At 70.7% G+C, this 18,095-nt stretch carries 16 protein-coding genes; 7 read left to right on the top strand and 9 right to left on the bottom strand.

Features of this window, described 5'->3' with window-relative positions:
• Window positions 1-14: 14 nt before the first annotated feature.
• Both RG19_RS17930 and RG19_RS17925 read right to left on the bottom strand, forming a co-directional pair.
• Complete coding sequence (locus RG19_RS17930; RefSeq protein WP_058835958.1) at window positions 15-644, bottom strand: YdcF family protein; 630 nt, start codon at window positions 642-644, stop codon at window positions 15-17.
• Entirely contained in the window at window positions 641-1,609 is a 969-nt protein-coding gene (locus RG19_RS17925; RefSeq protein WP_058835957.1) for a pyridoxal-phosphate dependent enzyme, read from the bottom strand. The genes RG19_RS17930 and RG19_RS17925 overlap by 4 nt, the downstream gene beginning before the upstream one ends.
• A 125-nt stretch (window positions 1,610-1,734) precedes the next feature.
• On the opposite strand from RG19_RS17925, the gene RG19_RS14880 reads away from it, so the two are divergent.
• Together RG19_RS14880 and mnmG are read left to right on the top strand one after the other, a co-directional pair.
• Window positions 1,735-2,373, top strand: a complete 639-nt coding sequence (locus RG19_RS14880) for a hypothetical protein (protein ID WP_058835956.1) — start codon at window positions 1,735-1,737, stop codon at window positions 2,371-2,373.
• Window positions 2,374-2,862: 489 nt separating this feature from the next.
• Entirely contained in the window at window positions 2,863-4,782 is a 1,920-nt protein-coding gene (mnmG, locus tag RG19_RS14875; protein ID WP_058835955.1) for a tRNA uridine-5-carboxymethylaminomethyl(34) synthesis enzyme MnmG, read from the top strand.
• Window positions 4,783-4,845: 63 nt separating this feature from the next.
• Here mnmG and RG19_RS14870 read toward each other — a convergent pair whose 3' ends face one another.
• Complete coding sequence (locus RG19_RS14870) at window positions 4,846-6,153, bottom strand: MFS transporter (RefSeq protein ID WP_058835954.1); 1,308 nt, start codon at window positions 6,151-6,153, stop codon at window positions 4,846-4,848.
• Window positions 6,154-6,632: 479 nt separating this feature from the next.
• Here RG19_RS14870 and RG19_RS14865 point away from each other — a divergent pair, with 479 nt between their 5' ends.
• Window positions 6,633-7,595: a cation diffusion facilitator family transporter gene (locus RG19_RS14865; protein WP_058835953.1), complete on the top strand. Its 963-nt coding sequence runs from the start codon at window positions 6,633-6,635 to the stop codon at window positions 7,593-7,595.
• 106 nt (window positions 7,596-7,701) lie between these two features.
• Here the strand turns inward: RG19_RS14865 and RG19_RS14860 are convergent, their stop codons facing one another.
• Window positions 7,702-8,940 carry an acyltransferase family protein gene (locus RG19_RS14860; protein WP_058835952.1) on the bottom strand — a complete coding sequence of 413 codons (1,239 nt, stop codon included), beginning with the start codon at window positions 8,938-8,940 and terminating at the stop codon, window positions 7,702-7,704.
• 147 nt (window positions 8,941-9,087) lie between these two features.
• On the opposite strand from RG19_RS14860, the gene RG19_RS14855 reads away from it, so the two are divergent.
• Entirely contained in the window at window positions 9,088-9,966 is an 879-nt protein-coding gene (locus tag RG19_RS14855; protein WP_058835951.1) for a LytTR family DNA-binding domain-containing protein, read from the top strand.
• Window positions 9,967-10,039: 73 nt separating this feature from the next.
• On the opposite strand, the gene RG19_RS14850 is transcribed toward RG19_RS14855, so the two are convergent.
• From RG19_RS14850 to RG19_RS14830, 5 genes are all read right to left on the bottom strand, one after another.
• Window positions 10,040-10,546, bottom strand: coding sequence for a hypothetical protein (locus tag RG19_RS14850; RefSeq protein ID WP_157515287.1), 507 nt, complete (start codon window positions 10,544-10,546; stop codon window positions 10,040-10,042).
• A 69-nt stretch (window positions 10,547-10,615) separates the two neighbouring features.
• Window positions 10,616-11,458: a hypothetical protein gene (locus RG19_RS14845; RefSeq protein WP_058835949.1), complete on the bottom strand. Its 843-nt coding sequence runs from the start codon at window positions 11,456-11,458 to the stop codon at window positions 10,616-10,618.
• 108 nt (window positions 11,459-11,566) lie between these two features.
• Window positions 11,567-11,968 (bottom strand): hypothetical protein, encoded by a 402-nt coding sequence (locus RG19_RS14840; protein WP_058836655.1) that lies wholly within the window; start codon window positions 11,966-11,968, stop codon window positions 11,567-11,569.
• 127 nt (window positions 11,969-12,095) lie between these two features.
• Window positions 12,096-14,456 carry a Tex family protein gene (locus tag RG19_RS14835; protein WP_058835948.1) on the bottom strand — a complete coding sequence of 787 codons (2,361 nt, stop codon included), beginning with the start codon at window positions 14,454-14,456 and terminating at the stop codon, window positions 12,096-12,098.
• A gap of 118 nt (window positions 14,457-14,574) precedes the next feature.
• The gene (locus tag RG19_RS14830) at window positions 14,575-15,009 is read right to left on the bottom strand and encodes a putative signal transducing protein (protein WP_157515286.1); all 435 of its coding nucleotides are present in this window, start codon (window positions 15,007-15,009) and stop codon (window positions 14,575-14,577) included.
• 45 nt (window positions 15,010-15,054) lie between these two features.
• On the opposite strand from RG19_RS14830, the gene RG19_RS14825 reads away from it, so the two are divergent.
• From RG19_RS14825 to RG19_RS14820, 3 genes are all read left to right on the top strand, one after another.
• Window positions 15,055-16,380, top strand: a complete 1,326-nt coding sequence (locus tag RG19_RS14825; protein WP_058835946.1) for a sialidase family protein — start codon at window positions 15,055-15,057, stop codon at window positions 16,378-16,380.
• 282 nt (window positions 16,381-16,662) lie between these two features.
• A complete protein-coding gene (locus RG19_RS17710; RefSeq protein WP_157515285.1) occupies window positions 16,663-16,824 on the top strand; it encodes a hypothetical protein in 162 nt (53 codons plus the stop codon).
• A gap of 89 nt (window positions 16,825-16,913) precedes the next feature.
• Complete coding sequence (locus tag RG19_RS14820; protein WP_058835945.1) at window positions 16,914-18,095, top strand: M29 family metallopeptidase; 1,182 nt, start codon at window positions 16,914-16,916, stop codon at window positions 18,093-18,095.

Here is an 18,095-nt window from a genome sequence, read left to right as displayed (position 1 = left end):
CGTGGATGTTCCGGTCAGGGCAGCGTCCGGCGGCCGGTCAGGCGGGTCCAGTGGTCGCGATGGAAGAAGTAGACCTCACGGGCCAGGAACCGCCAGCTCGCGTTCCAGCTGCGGAAGCGCGTGGTGGGCGTGGCCGAGCCCATCGCGTCGATGCCTTCCTCGCGCGCCATCCGCAGCGCGCGCGCCATGTGCAGCGGGTCGCTGACCACGATCGCGCGGTGCAGGTCGTGGTCCTGCATCAGCCGGCGCGCCTCGCGCAGGTTGTCGCGCGTGGTGCGCGAGACGCTTTCGATCAGGATCGCGTCGTCGGGCACGTCCTGGCGCAACGCGTAGCGGCGCGCGACCTGCGATTCGGAGAAGCGTGCCGCGCTGCCGCCATAGCCGCCGGTGAAGATCAGCATCGGGGCCAGGCCGCGCTGGTAGAGCTCGATGCCGTGGCGGATGCGCTCTTCGAACACGGGCGAAGGGCGGGCATCGTAGGCGGCGGCCCCGAGCACGATGATGACGTCGGCCCGACCCGCATCGTCGCGGCCGCCCACCACGAGCACGTGCGCGGCGACCCCGATCAGCCACAGCAGGGTGAGCGCGAGCAGCCACAGCAGCGCGCGCAGCGGGCCCAGACGACGCCGTGTACGCCGCCTCACGCCGCCGCTCCCGTCAGCGCCGCGATGTCGGCATTGCCGCCGCTGAGCACGATGCCGACGCGGCGTCCGGCGAAGCGCTGCGGATGGGCGAGCACTGCCGCCAGCGTCACCGCCGCCGACGGCTCGATGAGCTGCTTCATGCGTTGCCACACCAGGCGCATCGCGGCCAGGGTGGCGTCGTCGTCGACCACCAGGGTCTCGGCGCCGGCGGCACGCAGCAGGGCGAAATTGGGAGCGCCCAACGTGGCGCGCAGACCGTCGCAGACGGTGTCGGGTGTCAGCTCGGTCACGCGTGCGCCCGAGGCGAGGCTGCGCGCGGTGTCGTCGGCGCCCGACGGTTCGGCCACGACGAGCCGCGTGTCCGGGGCGATCCCCGCCAGCGTCAGCGCCGTCCCGGCGGCCAGGCCGCCGCCACCGACCGGAACGACCACGTCGTCCAGCGGGCCGGCCGTGCGCAGCAACTCGAGCACCGCGGTCCCCTGGCCGGTGATCACGTCGGCGGAAGTGTAGGGATGCACGAGGGTTGCGCCGCTGTGCTGCTGCAATCTGGCGCAGGCCGCCTCGCGCGCCGCCAGGGTCGGCTCGCAGCGATGCAGGGCAGCGCCGTAGGCGGCGATGGCGGCCAGTTTGGTGGGCACGGCATTGGCGGGCGTCACCACGTGGCAGGGAATGCCGCGCGACAGGGCCGCCAGCGCGAGTGCCGCGCCATGATTGCCGGACGAGTGCGTGACCACGCCGAGCGCAGCGCGGGCGTCGGACAGCGCCCACACCGCATTGCTCGCCCCGCGGAACTTGAACGCACCGGTGCGCTGCAGGTGTTCGGCCTTGAAGTGCAGGGTGCAACCGGCGAGTTCGTCGAGCGATCGCGTGCGCAGCACCGGTGTGGCATGCACGTGGCGCACGATGCGCGCAGCGGCTGCGAGCACGTCGGGGAAGGTGGGCGATGCTGGCGTGGGGGACTGCATCGCGGCAAGCGTACCGAAGCCCGATGGGTTCAGCTATCGCAATGCACTTGTCCGAATCTGGCAGGATTAAGGACCGATTCAATGCCCCGCAATGAAGCTGGGGCTGGATCAGAAGGGGCGTCATCATGAAACTGCGCACGTTCGGACTCGCCGCTGCCGCGCTCGGCGCAGTCTTGCTCAGCGGCTGCGCCAGCTACGGCTACCGTGGCGGAAGTGGCGACTACTACTACGGCCGGGGCGCGCCGGCGACGTATTCCTACGGCGCACCTTACGGCAGCGTCGGCTACAGCCGTCATGGCGGCTGGGGCGTGGGTGCCGGCGCCCGTTACGGCTATGGCGCGCCTTACTACTACGGTCGCCCCGGCTATTACTACGGCCGGCCGGGCTACATCCATCACCCCGGGTATTACCGCCCGCCGGTCGTGGTGCATCCGCGGCCGCCGGGGCACGGTCGTCCACCGGAGCACGGTCGTCCTCCGCATCAGGAGCCGCCACGTCAGGGTTCGGGCCGGCCGCCGTGGCGCGATCTGGGCAATACGGTGCGGCAGGTCGAGCATCGCGAACGGCCGCAGCGCGTCACCTCGAGGCCGTCGGCGGGCGCTCCCCGGCCCGAGGGCGCCAGAGGGCCGTCGCGTGGCGGCCCCGGTGGTCAGCAGGCCGCGCCGCGACCTTCGGCTCAGGCCCGGCCGGCCCAGGCGCCGACGCGGCCTGCTGTGCAGCGGGCGCCCGAGCGAGTGCGTCACGTCCAGCAGCGAGAGCGCTGATCATCACAGAGTGGAATCGCGACGCCCCCGAGCGACGACAAACGGTCGTTTGGGGGGTTGCGCGGCGGGCGTTCTGGACGCAAGCTAGACGCAACTGACGGAGAGCGTCGAATTGCGACCCTCAGCGATCCTTCGGTGACCGTTTTCTGAGTCGATTCCCGGTGGGGGACTTCCGGATCCCCCCTGTTCCGCTCCCGCCGGGAATCGGCGCCCATTCGCTCCAGCGGTCCCGCCACGACGTGGCGCCACCGCGCCGCGGGCAAAAAAACGGGGCCGGATGTCCCCCGACATCCGGCCCCTTCGCTTCCCCGGTTTGCGCTTGGCCAGCCCTGTTCCACTCCAGCCACGCCCCCCTTGGCGTTGCCGCGCCGGGTGCAGGGAAAGACGTTCGCACGAAGCATGCCAAGTCTTGCGCCGGGTGCGACAATGGCGCCCCGCGCCGGCACTGCCCGCGGCCCTCTTCAATTCCGAGTTGACGCCTGCGCTGCCATGAGCGACGCCTTCTACCGCCATGACGTGATCGTGATCGGCGGCGGCCATGCCGGTACCGAGGCCGCATTGGCGGCCGCGCGCGCGGGTGCGCGTACGCTGCTGCTGACCCACAGCATCGAGACCGTGGGCGCGATGAGCTGCAACCCGGCCATCGGCGGCATCGGCAAGGGTCACCTGGTCCGCGAGATCGACGCGCTGGGCGGGATCATGGCGAAGGCCGCGGACGCGGCCGGCATCCAGTGGCGCCGGCTCAACGCCTCCAAGGGGCCCGCCGTGCGCGCCACGCGCTGCCAGGCCGACCGCAATCTTTATCGCGCCTTCGTCCGCCGTGCGGTGGAAGCGCAGCCGAACCTGAGCGTGTTCCAGGCGGCCGTCGATGATCTGCTGATCGAAGCGGACGCGGTGCGTGGCGTGTCGACCCAGACCGGCCTGCGCTTCGAGGCGCCCGCGGTGGTGCTCACGGCCGGCACCTTCCTGGCCGGCCGCATCCATGTCGGCGAAACCCAGTACGCCGGCGGCCGCGCAGGCGATCCGCCTGCGACCACGCTGGCCGCGCGCCTGCGCGAGCGCCCGTTCGCGGTCGGTCGGCTCAAGACCGGGACGCCGCCGCGCATCGACGGGCGCAGCCTCGACACCGGCGTCATGGCCGCGCAGCCGGGCGACGATCCGCGTCCGGTGTTCTCCTTCATGGGCAGCCGCGACGACCATCCGCGGCAGGTGCCCTGCTGGATCACCCACACCACCGAACGCACCCACGACATCATTCGTGCCGCGCTGCACCGCTCGCCGATGTATTCCGGGCAGATCGAGGGCACCGGCCCGCGTTACTGCCCGTCGATCGAGGACAAGGTGGTGCGCTTCGCGGAGAAGCCCAGCCACCAGATCTTCGTCGAGCCCGAAGGCCTCGATGTCGCCGAGATCTACCCCAACGGCATCTCGACTTCGTTGCCGTTCGACGTACAGCTGGACCTGGTGCGATCGATCCGCGGTTTCGAGCGCGCGCACATCACCCGCCCCGGTTACGCGATCGAGTACGACTACTTCGATCCGCGCGGACTCAAGCCCACGCTGGAGACGCGCCAGGTGGCCGGGTTGTACTTCGCCGGCCAGATCAACGGCACCACGGGGTACGAGGAAGCGGCCGCGCAGGGCCTGGTGGCCGGCGCCAATGCGGCACGCGCGGTGCGCGGGCTCGACGGCTGGGCGCCGCGTCGTGACGAGGCGTACGTCGGCGTGCTGATCGACGACCTGATCACCCACGGTACCGTCGAGCCGTACCGCATGTTCACCAGCCGCGCCGAGTACCGGCTGCAGTTGCGCGAGGACAACGCCGACCGTCGGCTGACCCCGGTCGGGCGCGAACTCGGCCTGGTGGACGACGCGCGCTGGGCGCGCTTCGAGACCAAGCGCGAGGCGGTCGAGCACGAGACCGCGCGTCTGCGCGGCCTCTGGGCCTCTCCGCACAATGCGGCCGGACAGGACGCGGTGGCGCGGCTGGGCATCGAGCTCAAGCGCGAGGCCAGCGCACTGGACCTGCTGCGCCGGCCGGAGCTGGACTACGCGGCGCTGGCGTCCGTGCCCGCACTGGCGGCGGAGACGCCGGTCCCGCCGGAGGTCGCCGAACAGGTGGAGATCGAGACCAAGTACGCCGGTTACCTGGACCGCCAGCGGGCCGAGATCGAGCGCCAGCAGCGGCACGGCAACACCGCGGTCCCCGACGGGTTCGACTACGCACAGGTCCGTGGCCTGTCCGCGGAGGTCCGGCAGAAACTCGAGACGGTGCGTCCGCTCACGATCGGCCAGGCGCAGCGCATTCCCGGCATGACCCCGGCGGCGATCTCGCTGCTGCTGGTGCACCTGGAGCGGCACCGGCGCGCCGGCACCCCTGGGCGCGAGGCTGCGCGGGCTGCCGTGTAGGCAGGCGTCGGGCGTCGGCGACGAAGGCCGGGAGAGCGGCACGGTCGGCTGACGCCGACGCACTCATCGTGCCGGCCAGGCCCAGCGTGCGGCGCACGCGGTCGCGACGAGCAACATCGGCGCGGCGGCCAGGGCGATCGCCACGAGCAGCCTGTCGTCGAGCAGGTACTGCGACAGGGCGCCCGACAGCACCGGCCCCAGCGCACAGAAGGCCGCGATCAGGAAACTGTAGATGGCGAACGCCCGCGCGCGCAGCGTGGCCGGGAACAGGTCCTGCAGCATCGTGGGAATCAGTGCGTTGGCGATGCAGGTCGTCAGCAGGAATACGCCGACCGCGACCCAGGCCCCCGACAGCGTGGTCACCAGGCCGAGCGCCACCGCCACCGGAACCGACAGCAGGGCGGCGCCGGCCATGACCGCCGGCCGCGCCCGCGTGCCCAGCCGTCCGCGCAGGCGGCGATCCAGTCCCCACGCGATCGGGAAACTGACCAGATTGCCGATCAGGATGAGCATGCCGAGCATGTGGCCGACATCGCGCAGATCGCCGGGGAAGCGTCGATCGAGCGCCATGGCCAACATCGGAATCACCGCCTGCACGGCCACGGCGAGTGTGCCGGCCGCGCACACGAACAACAGGATTTCGCGCCGATGGCGGGCAACGAACGCGGTGAGCGAGCCGGAGGCGTCGACGTCGGCCGAGACGCGCCGCGGCGGGTTGCGGATCAGGGCGCCGAGCAGCAGCAACGGGATACCGGCCGTCGCCAGCAACAGCATCGCCCGGCGCCAGGGGTCGTGGGCCGCGAACCAGGCGATGTCGTTGAGGCGCTGGACGAACTCCAGCAGGGTGCCGCCGAAGTAGAACCCCGCCGAGGCGCCGATCGCCATCAGCGCGGCGAACATCAGGTTGGCGCCGACCCGGAAGCGTTCGCTGACGAGATCCGGGATCAGCGAATAGACCACCGGGATCATCGCGAACTCGGTAATGCCCGTCGCCGCACGGCCAAGGAAGAACAGCGGAAAGGTGGGGGCCAGCGCGCCCAGTGCGGTGAGCGCGGTCCAGGTGCCGATCAGCGCCAGCAGGATCCGCTTGCGGGAATACGCATCGGCGAGCCGGGCCAGCGGCACGGCGACCGCGCTGGCGATCAGGATGCCGGCCACGCCGTGCAGCGCGCCCAGGGCCGCGTCGCCCACTTGGAAGGTCGCGCGGATGGCCGGCGACAGGATGGCCTGCAGGCCGCGGTCGCTCATCTGCACGCCGGCGGTGACGCCCAGGAACATGACCGTCAGCAGCCCCGGCCACGTCGATGCCAGGCCGCGGTCGTCGGCTTCGGGCAGGGGAACCGCCCCGGCCTGGGCGTCGCGTGCGCTCATGAACCGCGTGTACCGCAGAACGACACAGGTGCGAAGCGAGCAGGTGGCCACGCGATCCGCTGCCCGTCCGGGTCCGCGGACCCGCCAACCCCCACACGACCGCCGATGCGGCCGGATGCGATGACCGGGTGTGGACAGCAGGATGCAGGCCGGAGCGACATGCGGTTGAAAGACGTGGCGATAATCATTCGCATTATGGGCGGCGGTCTCCGCACTGCCAAGTGTGCGGCCTCTTACGGCTTTCTGCGGGGGGACCGGCGTGTATCGACCATGCCTCAAGCGCCCTCGTCCCGCCTGCAGCGCGGTCCACCGGATGAGGTTCCGGCAACGGCGGTCGCGATCGTGGCCCGCGGGTCACGCAGGCCCTTGGCGCTGCCGTTCCGCGTCTGCCGGCGATCCGCTCTCGCAGGCGGGCTGCCGTCCGCACGTGCCGGATGGGACACTGATGGCCCCGTCCGGATGATCGCCCCGTGAGCCACATGCCCACCCCGCCGCCCCGTCGTGCGCGCTTCGGCCTCGACACCGAGGCCGGCGTGCTGCGCCTGTCGATCGCCGCCACCGCCGTTGTCGCCGGGCTGGGCATCGTCTTCGGCCTGCTGTCGGGCTCGTTCGCGATCGTGTTCGACGGCGTGTATTCGCTGGTGGACGGCGTCATGACCCTGGTCGCCCTGCTGGTGGCGAACCTGATCGCCACGTCCACCGCGACCGGCGGCCTCCGCCGCCGGCTGGTGGAACGCTTCACGATGGGGTTCTGGCATCTCGAACCGATGGTGCTGGGGGTCAACGGCCTGTTGCTGACCGGGGCGGCGGTGTACGCCTTCATCAATGCGGTCGATGCGTTTCTCACCGGCGGCCGCGCGCTCCACTTCGACCAGGCCATCGTCTACGCCGCGGTGACGCTGGCGATCTGCCTGGCGATGGGCGTGTTCGGCGTGCGCGCGAACCGACGCCTGCGGTCGGACTTCGTGGGGCTGGATGCGAAAGCGTGGTTCATGTCGGGTGCGATCACCGCGTCGCTGCTGGTCGCCTTCGCCATCGGCCTGGCGGTGCAGGGCACGTCATGGGCGTGGATCTCGCCCTACATCGATCCGACCGTGCTGGCGCTGGTGTGTCTGGTGATCATCCCGATGCCGATCGGCACCATCCGCCGCGCGCTGGCCGACATCCTGCTGGTGACGCCGCCGGACCTGAAGGCGCAGGTGGATACGGTCGCGCAGGACATCGTCGCGCGCTACGGATTCGTGGACTACCGCGCCTACGTGGCCCGCGTGGGCCGCGGCCGGCAGATCGAACTGGCCTTCATCGTGCCGGCAGGCGGCGCGCCGCAGCCGGTGGAGCACTGGGACCGCCTGCGCGACGAGATCGGCGATGCGATCGGCGACGACACTCCCGACCGCTGGCTCACCATCGTGTTTACCGCCGACCCGGAGTGGGCCGACTGAGACCGTTGGGCATGCGGGCTGCCGATCGGCCGCGACCCTCGTCACGGGTCACGGGTCACGGGTCACGACGCCGCAACCGGCATGCAGCGGTCGCGCGCCGGCGCACCTAGGGCGTGCGTGCCATGCCGACGGGGGTGGGAACGGCCGCGCATGGCGCCCGGGGGAGCGACCGCATCGGCACACCGAACAGCGGGCGCAGCCAGGCGACGCGGCGGATCACCTCGTAGCCGAGCGCACACCCGACCACTGTGAGCGCGATCACCAGCAACGGCTCCCACACGGGACCCAGCGCCAGCGGGATCAGCCAATACGCGGCCAGGATCGTGATGCTCTGATGCAGGATGTACCACGGGTACACCGCCCGAGAGGCATACGCCAGGCCGGGCCACGGCCGATTCAAGGCGTGCACGCCCCAGGCCAGCAGGCCCAGCAGCGCCATCCACCAGTACAGCGATTGTGCGGCCAGCGACAGCAGGTCCCAGCCCGATTCGGGCATCACCGCCAGGAACGGAGCCGGCGACACCATGCCGTGGTCGATCAGGCGCCCGATCGCGCGCAGGCCCACGTAGACCACCGCCCCGGCCAGGGCCAGCATCGCCAGCGGCCAGCGTCGCGCACGCAGCGCGTCCCACATCGGCGTGCTGCCGGCGATCAGCAGTCCGAAGGCGAACACGCCGAAGTAGCGGGCGTGGTTGAACCAGTCGCCGACCAGTGCATGGGTGGACGGGAACCGCGGCGCCAGCACCATCAAGGCGGCAAGGTAACCGAGCACTGGAGCGCTCCACAGCAGCCAGCGCCCGCGACCGGTCAACCAGTCGGCCAGTTTCGCACCGCCCAGCATGCGTGCCAGCGGCCGCACCGCGAGTGCGGCCATCGTGTACGCCCATAGATACGGCAGGTACCAGAGGTGGTTCCAGGTGAAGCCGTACTCGCCGCCGGTGAACGTGCCGGGCGGCCAGGGGCGCAGTTGCAGATAGCGCAGCAGGAAGCTGCCGAAGCCGGGTTCGATGGTGCCCAGCATCCGCGCCTCGCAATAGGCCTGGATCGGGACCACCGCGATGATGCCGAAGACCAGCGGCAGCAGCAGGCGTCCGCTGCGCTCGGCCGCGAGCCGCCCGTCCGACCGCCGTGCCAGCACCAGGCCGAGCGCGATCCCCGACAACAGGAACAGCAACGACATGCGCCAGCGGCCGAGCATCACCATCGGCCATTCGATCCAGGCCAGCAGGGTCGGGCTCTTGATGTGGAAGCTCCACTCGGGCACGTAGACCATGCCCGCGTGGTAGAGGATCAGCAGGGCGAAGGCGAGCACGCGCAGCGTGTAGAGGTCGTGGCGTCGGGTCATGGCGGGGTCGTTGTGCGGGAGATCCGGCAGGCATGCTGACCGGGAAACCGCGTCGTACCGCGCCGGTGGGACGGCCCGCAGGGCCTCGGGGACGAACGGTGGCGTGTCGGGGACGGCCGCCCGCGGCCGCGCGCCTACAATGGCGCCATGTCCGCGACGTCCCAGTCCACTGCATCCGGAGCGGCCGAACGCGTCCTCGCCGTCCGGCGTCCGTTCGAGGTCGGTTACTGGGTCGTGAGCTGCGTGCTGGCCGCGATCGGCAATACCGCGACCGCGCAGATCGACGTCGCCCGTGCCGGCCTCGACTTCGCGCCCTGGCAGGTCGCCAGCTGGGAAGTGAGCAGCGCGGTGTCGGTCCTGCTGCTGGCCCCGCTGGTGATCGGGTTCACCGCGCGCTGGCCGGTGCATCTGGACAACTGGACGCGCCGCATTCCGCTCTACATCGCGGCCAGCGCGGGCTGGTCGCTGCTGCACGTGCTGCTGATGGTCGGCATGCGCAAGCTGGTCTACCTGTGGCACGGCCAGGTCTACAGCTTCGACTGGGCGTTCGGCTACGAGTACATGAAGGACGCCCGCACGTTCCTGGGCATCGTCGTGCTGCTGCACATCTACCGGTTGCTGGTGCGGCGCCTGCAGGGCGAGGCTTCGCTGCTGACCGCGCCGGACGACGCGCCACCGGTGGAACCGGTGGAGCATCCGGAGCGCTTCCTGGTGCGCAAGCTCGGCCGCGAGTTCCTGGTCCCCGCGGCCGACATCGAATGGGTGCAGGCGGCCGGCAACTACGCCAACCTGCACGTGCGCGGCAAGATCTATCCGCTGCGCAGCACGTTGACGGAGCTGGAAGCGCGGCTGGATCCGGCGCGTTTCCTGCGGGTGCACCGCAGCCATGTGGTGAACCTGGGTCGGATCGCCTCGATCGAACCGGTCGACAGCGGCGATGCGCGCATCCACCTGCACGACGGCGCGGTGGTGCCGTGCAGCCGGCGCTATCGCGAGAGTCTGCGGGAGCGGGTCGCCCTGGCCTGAGCGGACGCTTCGGCAGGCGCTCGCGTCACTCCTGCCGGCTGTCGCTGGTGGCGGAGCGCGATGTCCGTTCGGGTCAGAGGCTGTAGGCCCAGACGTGGACGATGGCGGTGCCGTCGTCGGCATCGATACGCATCACGTCACGAACCAGCGAACCGCCGTCGGCGCGGTAGCGGTCCTGTGCCGAGGCCACATGATCGGCACCGCGGGTATCGATGCCGTCGACCGGCGTCTGGAAGACGCGGCGTCCCGCCACCAGCGGCTCGGCGAAGCCTGCGTTCTCCAGGAACGCCTCGACCCGCCCGGCGGGCATGCGCACGGCGAACCTGAGCTGGCTGTCGATCCCCGATTCGCGGTGCACGCCCAGAACCTCGGTATCGGCGGTGATGGCGAAGCCCGTGCGCGCGATCTCGGCGCGTGTCAGGCCGTCGAGCGGGGTGGACGGAGATATGGACACGGGCGATCCGGACGGATGAGAGGAGGACGGGGAGACATCGCCCGCATCCTGCGGTGGCTGGCGGCAGCCGGCAAGGGCGCTCCAGGCCAGCACGCAGAACAGGATGCGGGAAGACAGGCGGGACATGGTCGGCTCGCGTGGCGCGGGTGCCTGGACTATCGCATGCGCACGCTGGCGGGCAGGTCGCCGGGACGATCAGCGGCCGGGGTCGGTCCGGGTGCCATCGCGATCGTCGGCCTCGGGCAGGCCGGGATTCCCGGTATCGCCGCCAGTGGGATTGTAGGTGGCCGTGTAGCGGGCCTGTTCCGACGAGCCCACGATGTCGTATTCCTGCGCCAGCCCGGCGGTGTGCAGGTCGCCCATGCGCTTGTCGGAAATGGTGATCGGGCCGAATTGTGTCTCCTTGCCCTCGTCCCAGTTGTAGCGGTCGAAGACGTGCGACTGGTAATCGACCTGGGCGGTCGGCGGGTCGCCGGGCTGTACGGTGACCGTGCCGGTGACCGCGTGCTGGATGCCACCCATGGCGAGGAACCAGTCGGTGCTCATCTCGCGGCCGATGTAGAACCCCTGCCAGCCGCTGTCGAAGGCGATCGGCTCGCCGTAGCAGCCGTCGGCCACCGCCTGTTCGATGACGCGGTTGACCTCGGCATCCAGTTGTTGCTGCACCGCCGACTGGAAGTCCGGCACGTCGCGGGCGATGCGTGCCGGATCCACGGTCAGATCCTCTCCGGAGTTGTCGAGGTAGTGGTGCAGGTGCCGCGCGGCATTGTTGAAGCCGAGCATGTCCGCACCGTTGGCGGCATCGCGCACCAGGCCCTCGAAGATCACGTCGTCGCCGCGCCGGTACCAGGGCTGGCTGCCGTGGACGCCGGCGCCGTCGTCGGTCCGCGGCTTGTCCGGGAACCCAGGATTGGTCTCGGGCGTACAGCCGGCCGGCGCGGTACAGGCGTTGCCGCCCGACGAGGCCGGCGTCTGGAGGGCCTGAACCTGGCTCAGATAGGCTCCGATACCCGCCGAGGCGATCGATCCGATGTTCATCGCGTGATCCTTGGACGACTGTCCGCGCTGGACGGCCGGAACACGGAGTCTAGGCGCGTCGGGCGCGGTGCCAAGGTAGGGCCGACCCTAGCGGGGCAGCGGCCGCCGTCAGTGGGACGTCGTCCGCGCCGGCACGGAGAAGATCAGCAGCACCAACCCGGTCAGGATGAAGATCGCCGCACCCGACAGCAGGAAGGGATCGACGTACCAAGCCTCGGCCAGCTGGAACTCGCCCGCGCTGATCCGCCGCCAGTGGTTGAAGTGCTGCATGCAGGCGACGACCACGCCGAACACGCCGATGACTGCGGACAGCCAGCGCACCAGCCAATGGCGCAGGTCGGGCAGCAGCATCAGCAGGCCCAGCAGGCCGATCGCCGAGCGCTGCACGCGACAGAAGGGGCAGGTGTAGACCGCGCCGGACAGATCCAGCACCCAGGTCGCCACGGCGATCAGGATCGCCAGGACGGCGAGGCCGCGGACATGGTGGTGCAGGGTGCTCAGGGTGGGCATGGCGGATTCCGGAAGGCGCGGGCGACGCATGGCGGTGGATCGGATCGGCCACGGATTCTGCCCGTGTTCCGATCCAGGCGCTGCCGGCCGCGCGCACGTGACGCGGCACCGGCGGCGGACAGGCGACTTACTTCTGCTTGGCGCGGGCGAAGGCGTCGGCCAGTGCGTTGTTGGCCGGCGGCGCGTTCTGGCGCGGGGCGGCACCCGGGCGGCTGCGGCTGTCGCGGGACGGCCCCCGGCCCGCATCGCGGCGCCCGCCGCGATCGTCGCTGCGGCCGTCGCGGGCCTCGGACGGGGGCGTGTCTTCCAGGCGCCGGGTCAGGGCGATGCGCTTGCGCGCCACGTCGACTTCCAGGACCTTGACCTTGACGATGTCGCCGGCCTTGACCACGTCGCGCGGGTCCTTGACGAAGCGGTCGGCCAGCGCGGAAATGTGGACCAGACCGTCCTGGTGCACGCCGATGTCGACGAATGCGCCGAACGCGGCCACGTTGCTGACCACGCCCTCGAGCACCATGCCCGGCCGCAGGTCCTTGATGTCCTCCACGCCGTCGGCGAACTGCGCGGCCTTGAACTCCGGGCGCGGGTCGCGGCCGGGCTTCTCCAGTTCCTTGAGGATGTCGCGCACGGTGGGCTCGCCGAAGCGCTCGTCGGTGAACTGCGCGGGCTTCAATCCGCGCACGAAGGCGCCGTCCGCGACCAGCGCGTGGATCGGCCGGCCGGTGGCGGCGAGGATGCGCTCGACCACCGGATAGGCTTCCGGATGCACGGCCGAGCCGTCCAGCGGCTCGTCGCCATCGGCGATGCGCAAAAAGCCCGCGCACTGCTCGAAGGTCTTCTCGCCCAGCCGCGGCACCTTCAGCAGGTCCTTGCGACGCTTGAACGGGCCGTTGGCGTCGCGGTGGGCGACGATGTTCTCGGCCACGCCGCTCGATACGCCGGCCACCCGCGCCAGCAGCGCGCTGGAGGCGGTGTTGACGTGCACGCCGACCGCGTTCACGCAGTCCTCCACCCGCGCGTCGAGGGCGCGCGCGAGCTTGAACTGGTCGACATCGTGCTGGTACTGGCCCACGCCGATCGCCTTGGGCTCGATCTTGACCAGCTCGGCCAGCGGGTCCTGCAACCGGCGCGCGATCGACACCGCGCCGCGGATCGACACGTCCAGGCCGGGAAACTCCTTGGCCGCCAGCTCCGACGCCGAGTACACCGACGCACCGGCCTCGCTGACCACGATCTTCTGCATCCTCGCGTCCGGCAACTGCTTGAGCAGGTCGCCGGCGAGCTTGTCGGTCTCGCGGCTGGCGGTGCCGTTGCCGATGGCGATCAGCTGCACGCCGTGTGCGACGCACAGCTTCTTCAGCGAGGCCAGCGACGCGTCCCATTGCCGACGCGGCTCGTGCGGGTAGATGGTGTCGGTGGCCACGAGCTTGCCGGTGGCGTCGACCACGGCCACCTTGACGCCTGTGCGCAGGCCGGGATCGAGACCGAGCACCGCCTTCGGCCCGGCGGGCGCGGCCAGCAGCAGATCCTTGAGATTGTCGCCGAACACCGCGATCGCCTCGGCCTCCGCCTTCTCGCGCGCCTGGTTGAACAGGTCGATCAGCAGGTGCAGGTGCAGCTTGGCGCGCCAGGCCAGTCGGCAGGCGTTGCGCAGCCACGCGTCGGCGGGGCGGCCCTGGTCGCGGATGCCGGCGTGCAGGGCGATCTTCTGCTCGCCGAGCACGTGGCCGGCTTCGGCATCGGTGCCGGGGTCGAGATCGAGCTGCAGGAACTCCTCGCGGCGGCCGCGGAACAGCGCCAGCAGGCGGTGCGATGGGATCTGCGCCAGCGGCTCGGCGTGATCGAAGTAGTCGCGGAACTTCTCGCCGGCGGCCTCCTTGCCCTCGACCACCTTCGCCCGGATCGTGCCCTCGCGCGCCAGCCACTCGCGGAGTTCGCCGAGCAGGGCGGCGTCCTCGCTCCAGCGTTCCATCAGGATCGCGCGGGCGCCTTCCAGCGCGGCCTTGGCGTCGGCCACGCCCTTGTCGGCATCGACGTAGGCGCCGGCGGCGTCCTCGGGCACCTGCGTCGGATCGGCCAGCAGCCCGTCGGCCAGCGGCTCCAGGCCGGCCTCGCGCGCGATCTGCGCGCGGGTGCGGCGCTTCTGCTTGTAGGGCAGGTAGAGGTCCTCCAGCCGTGCCTTGCTGTCGGCGCCCTCGATCTCGCCGCGCAGGTCGTCGGTCAGCTTGCCCTGCTCGTCGATGCTGGCCAGGATCACGGCGCGGCGGTCTTCCAGTTCGCGCAGATAGGTCAGGCGCACCTCCAGCGTGCGCAGTTGGGTGTCGTCGAGCCCGCCGGTGACCTCCTTGCGGTAGCGCGCGATGAACGGCACCGTCGCGCCCTCGTCGAGCAGGCCGACGGCGGACTGCACCTGGGCGGACTGGGCGCCGATCTCGTCGGCGATGGTCTGGGCGATCTTGCGGGCGAGCGCGGAAGCGGCGGACGACATCGGCTGGAAGCATCTCGGAACGGACGGACATCGCCCGGGGAGACGGATTGTGGCAACCGGACCCGGCCGGCGGAACCCGTTGACAGGGCGCGCGCAGCACACGCCACCCGGGCAGGGCTCAGGGGTCGCCGGCCCGATCGGCGTCGTCGCGGGCTTTCCGCCGCCAGGGCAGCGGCAGGTTGAAGAGCATCAGCGCGGCCCAGGCGATCCGGCTGGACAGGCTTTCGCGGTGAGGTGGGCGTGTTGGGTGATCCTCGTCCGCGTCGAGCGCGTATTCGCCGGCATCCAGCGCCGCGAGCACTGATCGCGCCTCGTCCGCCTGCGCGGCGGGCACCCGCAGCTTGGCTCCGCCGATCGCCAGCCGCCACTCCCAGTTGGCGATGGTGGTGTGGCCGTCGTCCAGATGCGCCCGGATGCCCTCGGCCTGCAGCCGGCCCAGCGCGATCTGCGCTTCCAGTGGATCGGTGAAACTCGCGACGATGACGTCCAGGGCCGGCCTCCGGTGCGGCAATCGGACGCAGCCTACGACACCGCCCGTGGCGGGCGCCTGCACGGGGCGATGGCTACACTGCGGTGTTCCTGGCATCCGGACCCCGTCATGCGTGCACGCTCCCTTCCCGCCGCCGCGGCGCTGATGACCCTGGCGCTGCTCGCGGCCTGCAGCCGCGGTGCGCCGGACCTGCAGCCCGTCGACGCCGCGGCGCTCGAAGCGCCCACGCGAATCGAGCCCTGGCTGCTGCCGGCCGCCGAGGGCACGCAGTCGCCCGATCTCGCGCTCGGGCCGGATGGCCGGGTGATGCTGTCGTGGATCGATTCGCAGCCCGGTCGCCGCCACCAGTTCCGATTCTCCAACTGGTGGCCCGGCGACGCACGCTGGGACGTGGCGCCGAAAACCATCGCCCTGGGCAACCGGATGTTCGTGAACTGGGCCGACACGCCGCACATCCTCGCCATGCCGGACGGTGCGGTCTGGGCGCACTGGCTGCAGCGCAATGGCAACGCGCCCTACGCCTACGACGTCGCCCTGGCGCGTTCGCGCGACGGTGGCGCCAACTGGACCGCACCGGTCGTCGTCCATGACGACGGCACCCAGACCGAACACGGCTTCGTCGCCATGTGGCCGCAGACCGACAACCTGCTCGGCATCGCCTGGCTGGACGGACGCGCCACCGCCGGCGATGGCGATCCCGCTGCACGCGGCGACCATGCCGGCCACGACGCCGGCCACGGCGCGGGCGCGCCGCCGGCCGGTGCGATGTCGTTGCGCGCGGCGTTGATCGACGGCGGCCTGCAGCCGGTGCTCGAATCCACTCTCGATACCCGCGTGTGCGACTGCTGCCAGACCGATGTGGCGATCACCGCCAAGGGCCCGCTGGTGGTGTACCGCGGTCGCAGCATGGACGAGGTGCGCGACATCCTGGTCGCCCGTCTGGACGGCAACGTCTGGACCGCGCCGCGGCGGGTGCATGCCGACGACTGGGTGATGCCGGCCTGCCCGGTCAACGGCCCGTCGATCGCGGCCGATGGCGAGGGCGTCGTGGTGGCCTGGTACACCGCGCCCGACGGCACGCCCCAGGTGCGCCTGGCGCGCAGCGACGACAGCGGCGACCGGTTCGGCGAACCGGTGGTATTGGATCGAGGGGCCGAGGTGCAGGGCCGCGTCGCGGTCGCGCTCGATGCGCAACAGGCCCGGGTGATCTGGCTGCGCGAGGCCGACGGCGAGCAGACCCTGATGCTGGCGCGCTACACCGCGGACCTGTCGCGCGAACTCGAACGCACCGAGATCGCCACCCTGCAGGGCACCGGCCGCGGCACCGGCTTCCCGAAGATGGTGGTCAGCGCCGGCATCGCCCACGTGGTGTGGACCGATGTCGTCGACGGACGGCCGCAGCTGCGCGGTGCGAGGCTTGGGGCGGGCGACTGACCGGCGCCCGCCCCAAGACTTGCCGGAACCGTCCGCATCCGGCGCCGGGGCGGCGCACGGTCGGAGGTTTTCCAGACCGCCGCACGGTGTCGCGCGGCTGATTCCTGCCGGAGGCCTACTTGGGGCTGACGTCGGCCCGCAGGGGCTTCGGGCCTTTTATGTGACCGTGCTTCAGATTGCGTACGAAAGACGTTGACAGGCCCCCTTCGTTCAAGGTTGATGCAAATGTCTGCGAGGCGCCCGCAGGCAACAACCGAAGTCAATTCTCTAAGGAGAGAGATCATGCTCGAGTTGTCAGAAGCCGTGCAGCAGTTGCTGGAACGCAACACCCAGCAGGTCGTTCAGGAAGCGCAGAGCCATCACGCCGCGTCGCCGGTCATGGTGGAAGGGGACGTCGGCAGCGCCGCGCCCTGGAGGATCACCTGGGACACCGCCGCCAAGTAGCCCAGGGATCGGAGCCCGGCCGTTGCGGCCGGGCTCCTTGGCGAACGTCGGGCGACACGCCCCCGGATCACTCCGTAGCGGAGCAAGCAATGGACGCGAAGACGTGGACAGGAGTCCAACTGCTGTTGGACGAGTACGCACAGGTCGGGCCGGACGATTTCGTGGTGTTGCTCTATGCGACCGACAGCGCCGAGCCCGTGGCATGGGTGTCCACTGCGCTGGAACTGCGCGCGGTAGCGCACCGGCGGGTGTGGCTGAACCCGCTGCACGACGAGGGTTTCCCCGACCGCCTGCAGGCGGCGGTGCCGGCGCCGGACGAGATCGCCGGTGACATCGTGGTGATCTCCCTGGAGCGCGACACCCTGTCGCACCATAGCGCGGTCACCGCGGCGCTCGCGTCGTTCCCTGCCGAGCGACGGCGCATCTTCCGGGCGATCAATGCCAGTGCAGAGCTGTTCTCCAAGGCCCTGCAGGTGGCCCCGGCCCATCTCGCCTCTCTCAATACCGCCCTGCTCGAACGCTGCTTCGGTGCCGAGCGCCTGCGGATCACCACGCGCGGCGGGACCGACCTCCGGGTCCGGCTCGACAGTCGCAAGTACCGCTGGGTCAGCAACCGCGGCAGCGCGCGCGAGGGCGGGGTCGTCGTGCTGCCCGCCGGCGAGATCGCGACGTTCCCTGCCGCGATCGACGGCGTCCTGGTCGCGGATTTCGCCTTCAACGTGAACCTGATCACCCGGCGCGACGCGCGCCTGCACGACCGTGCGGTGACGGTCTGGATCGAGAACGGGCGTGCGGTGCGCTGGGCTTGCGAGGATCCGGAGATCCGGACCTTCCTGGACGAGTGCTTCCGGAAGCACTGCGTCTGTTACGTGGGCGAACTGGGTTTCGGCACGAATATCGGTGTCGATGAGGGCATCGCGCTCAACTCGCACATCAACGAACGCCGCCCGGGCGTGCATCTGGGCTTCGGGCAACACAACCAGGATCCGGCCGTCGCCGGCTACAGCTGCCACCTGCATCTGGACCTCATCGCGCGCGGCGGCGAGGTGTGGTTCGACGACGACGCGCACCCGGTCGATCTCGAGCGCGTTGTAGGATCCGCCAACCCGCATCCGACGAGCCCGCGCGACGAGGACGCGTTCACCCCCGAGGGCGGCGTGGACCAGGACGAGTCGATCGAGGAAGCCGACTGTTGCGGTGTGCTTGGGTGCGACGGGCTGATCCTGGCCGGCAACGAGCAGGAAGTCGCGCGGGTCGCTGAGCGGCTCTGA

Origin of the sequence: Luteimonas abyssi (assembly GCF_001482195.1) — a bacterium.
In the GTDB taxonomy this organism is placed as follows: Bacteria; Pseudomonadota; Gammaproteobacteria; order Xanthomonadales; family Xanthomonadaceae; genus Luteimonas; species Luteimonas abyssi.
Note: the sequence above shows the minus strand (reverse complement) of the source record. Positions and strands in the feature narration are given on the sequence as shown.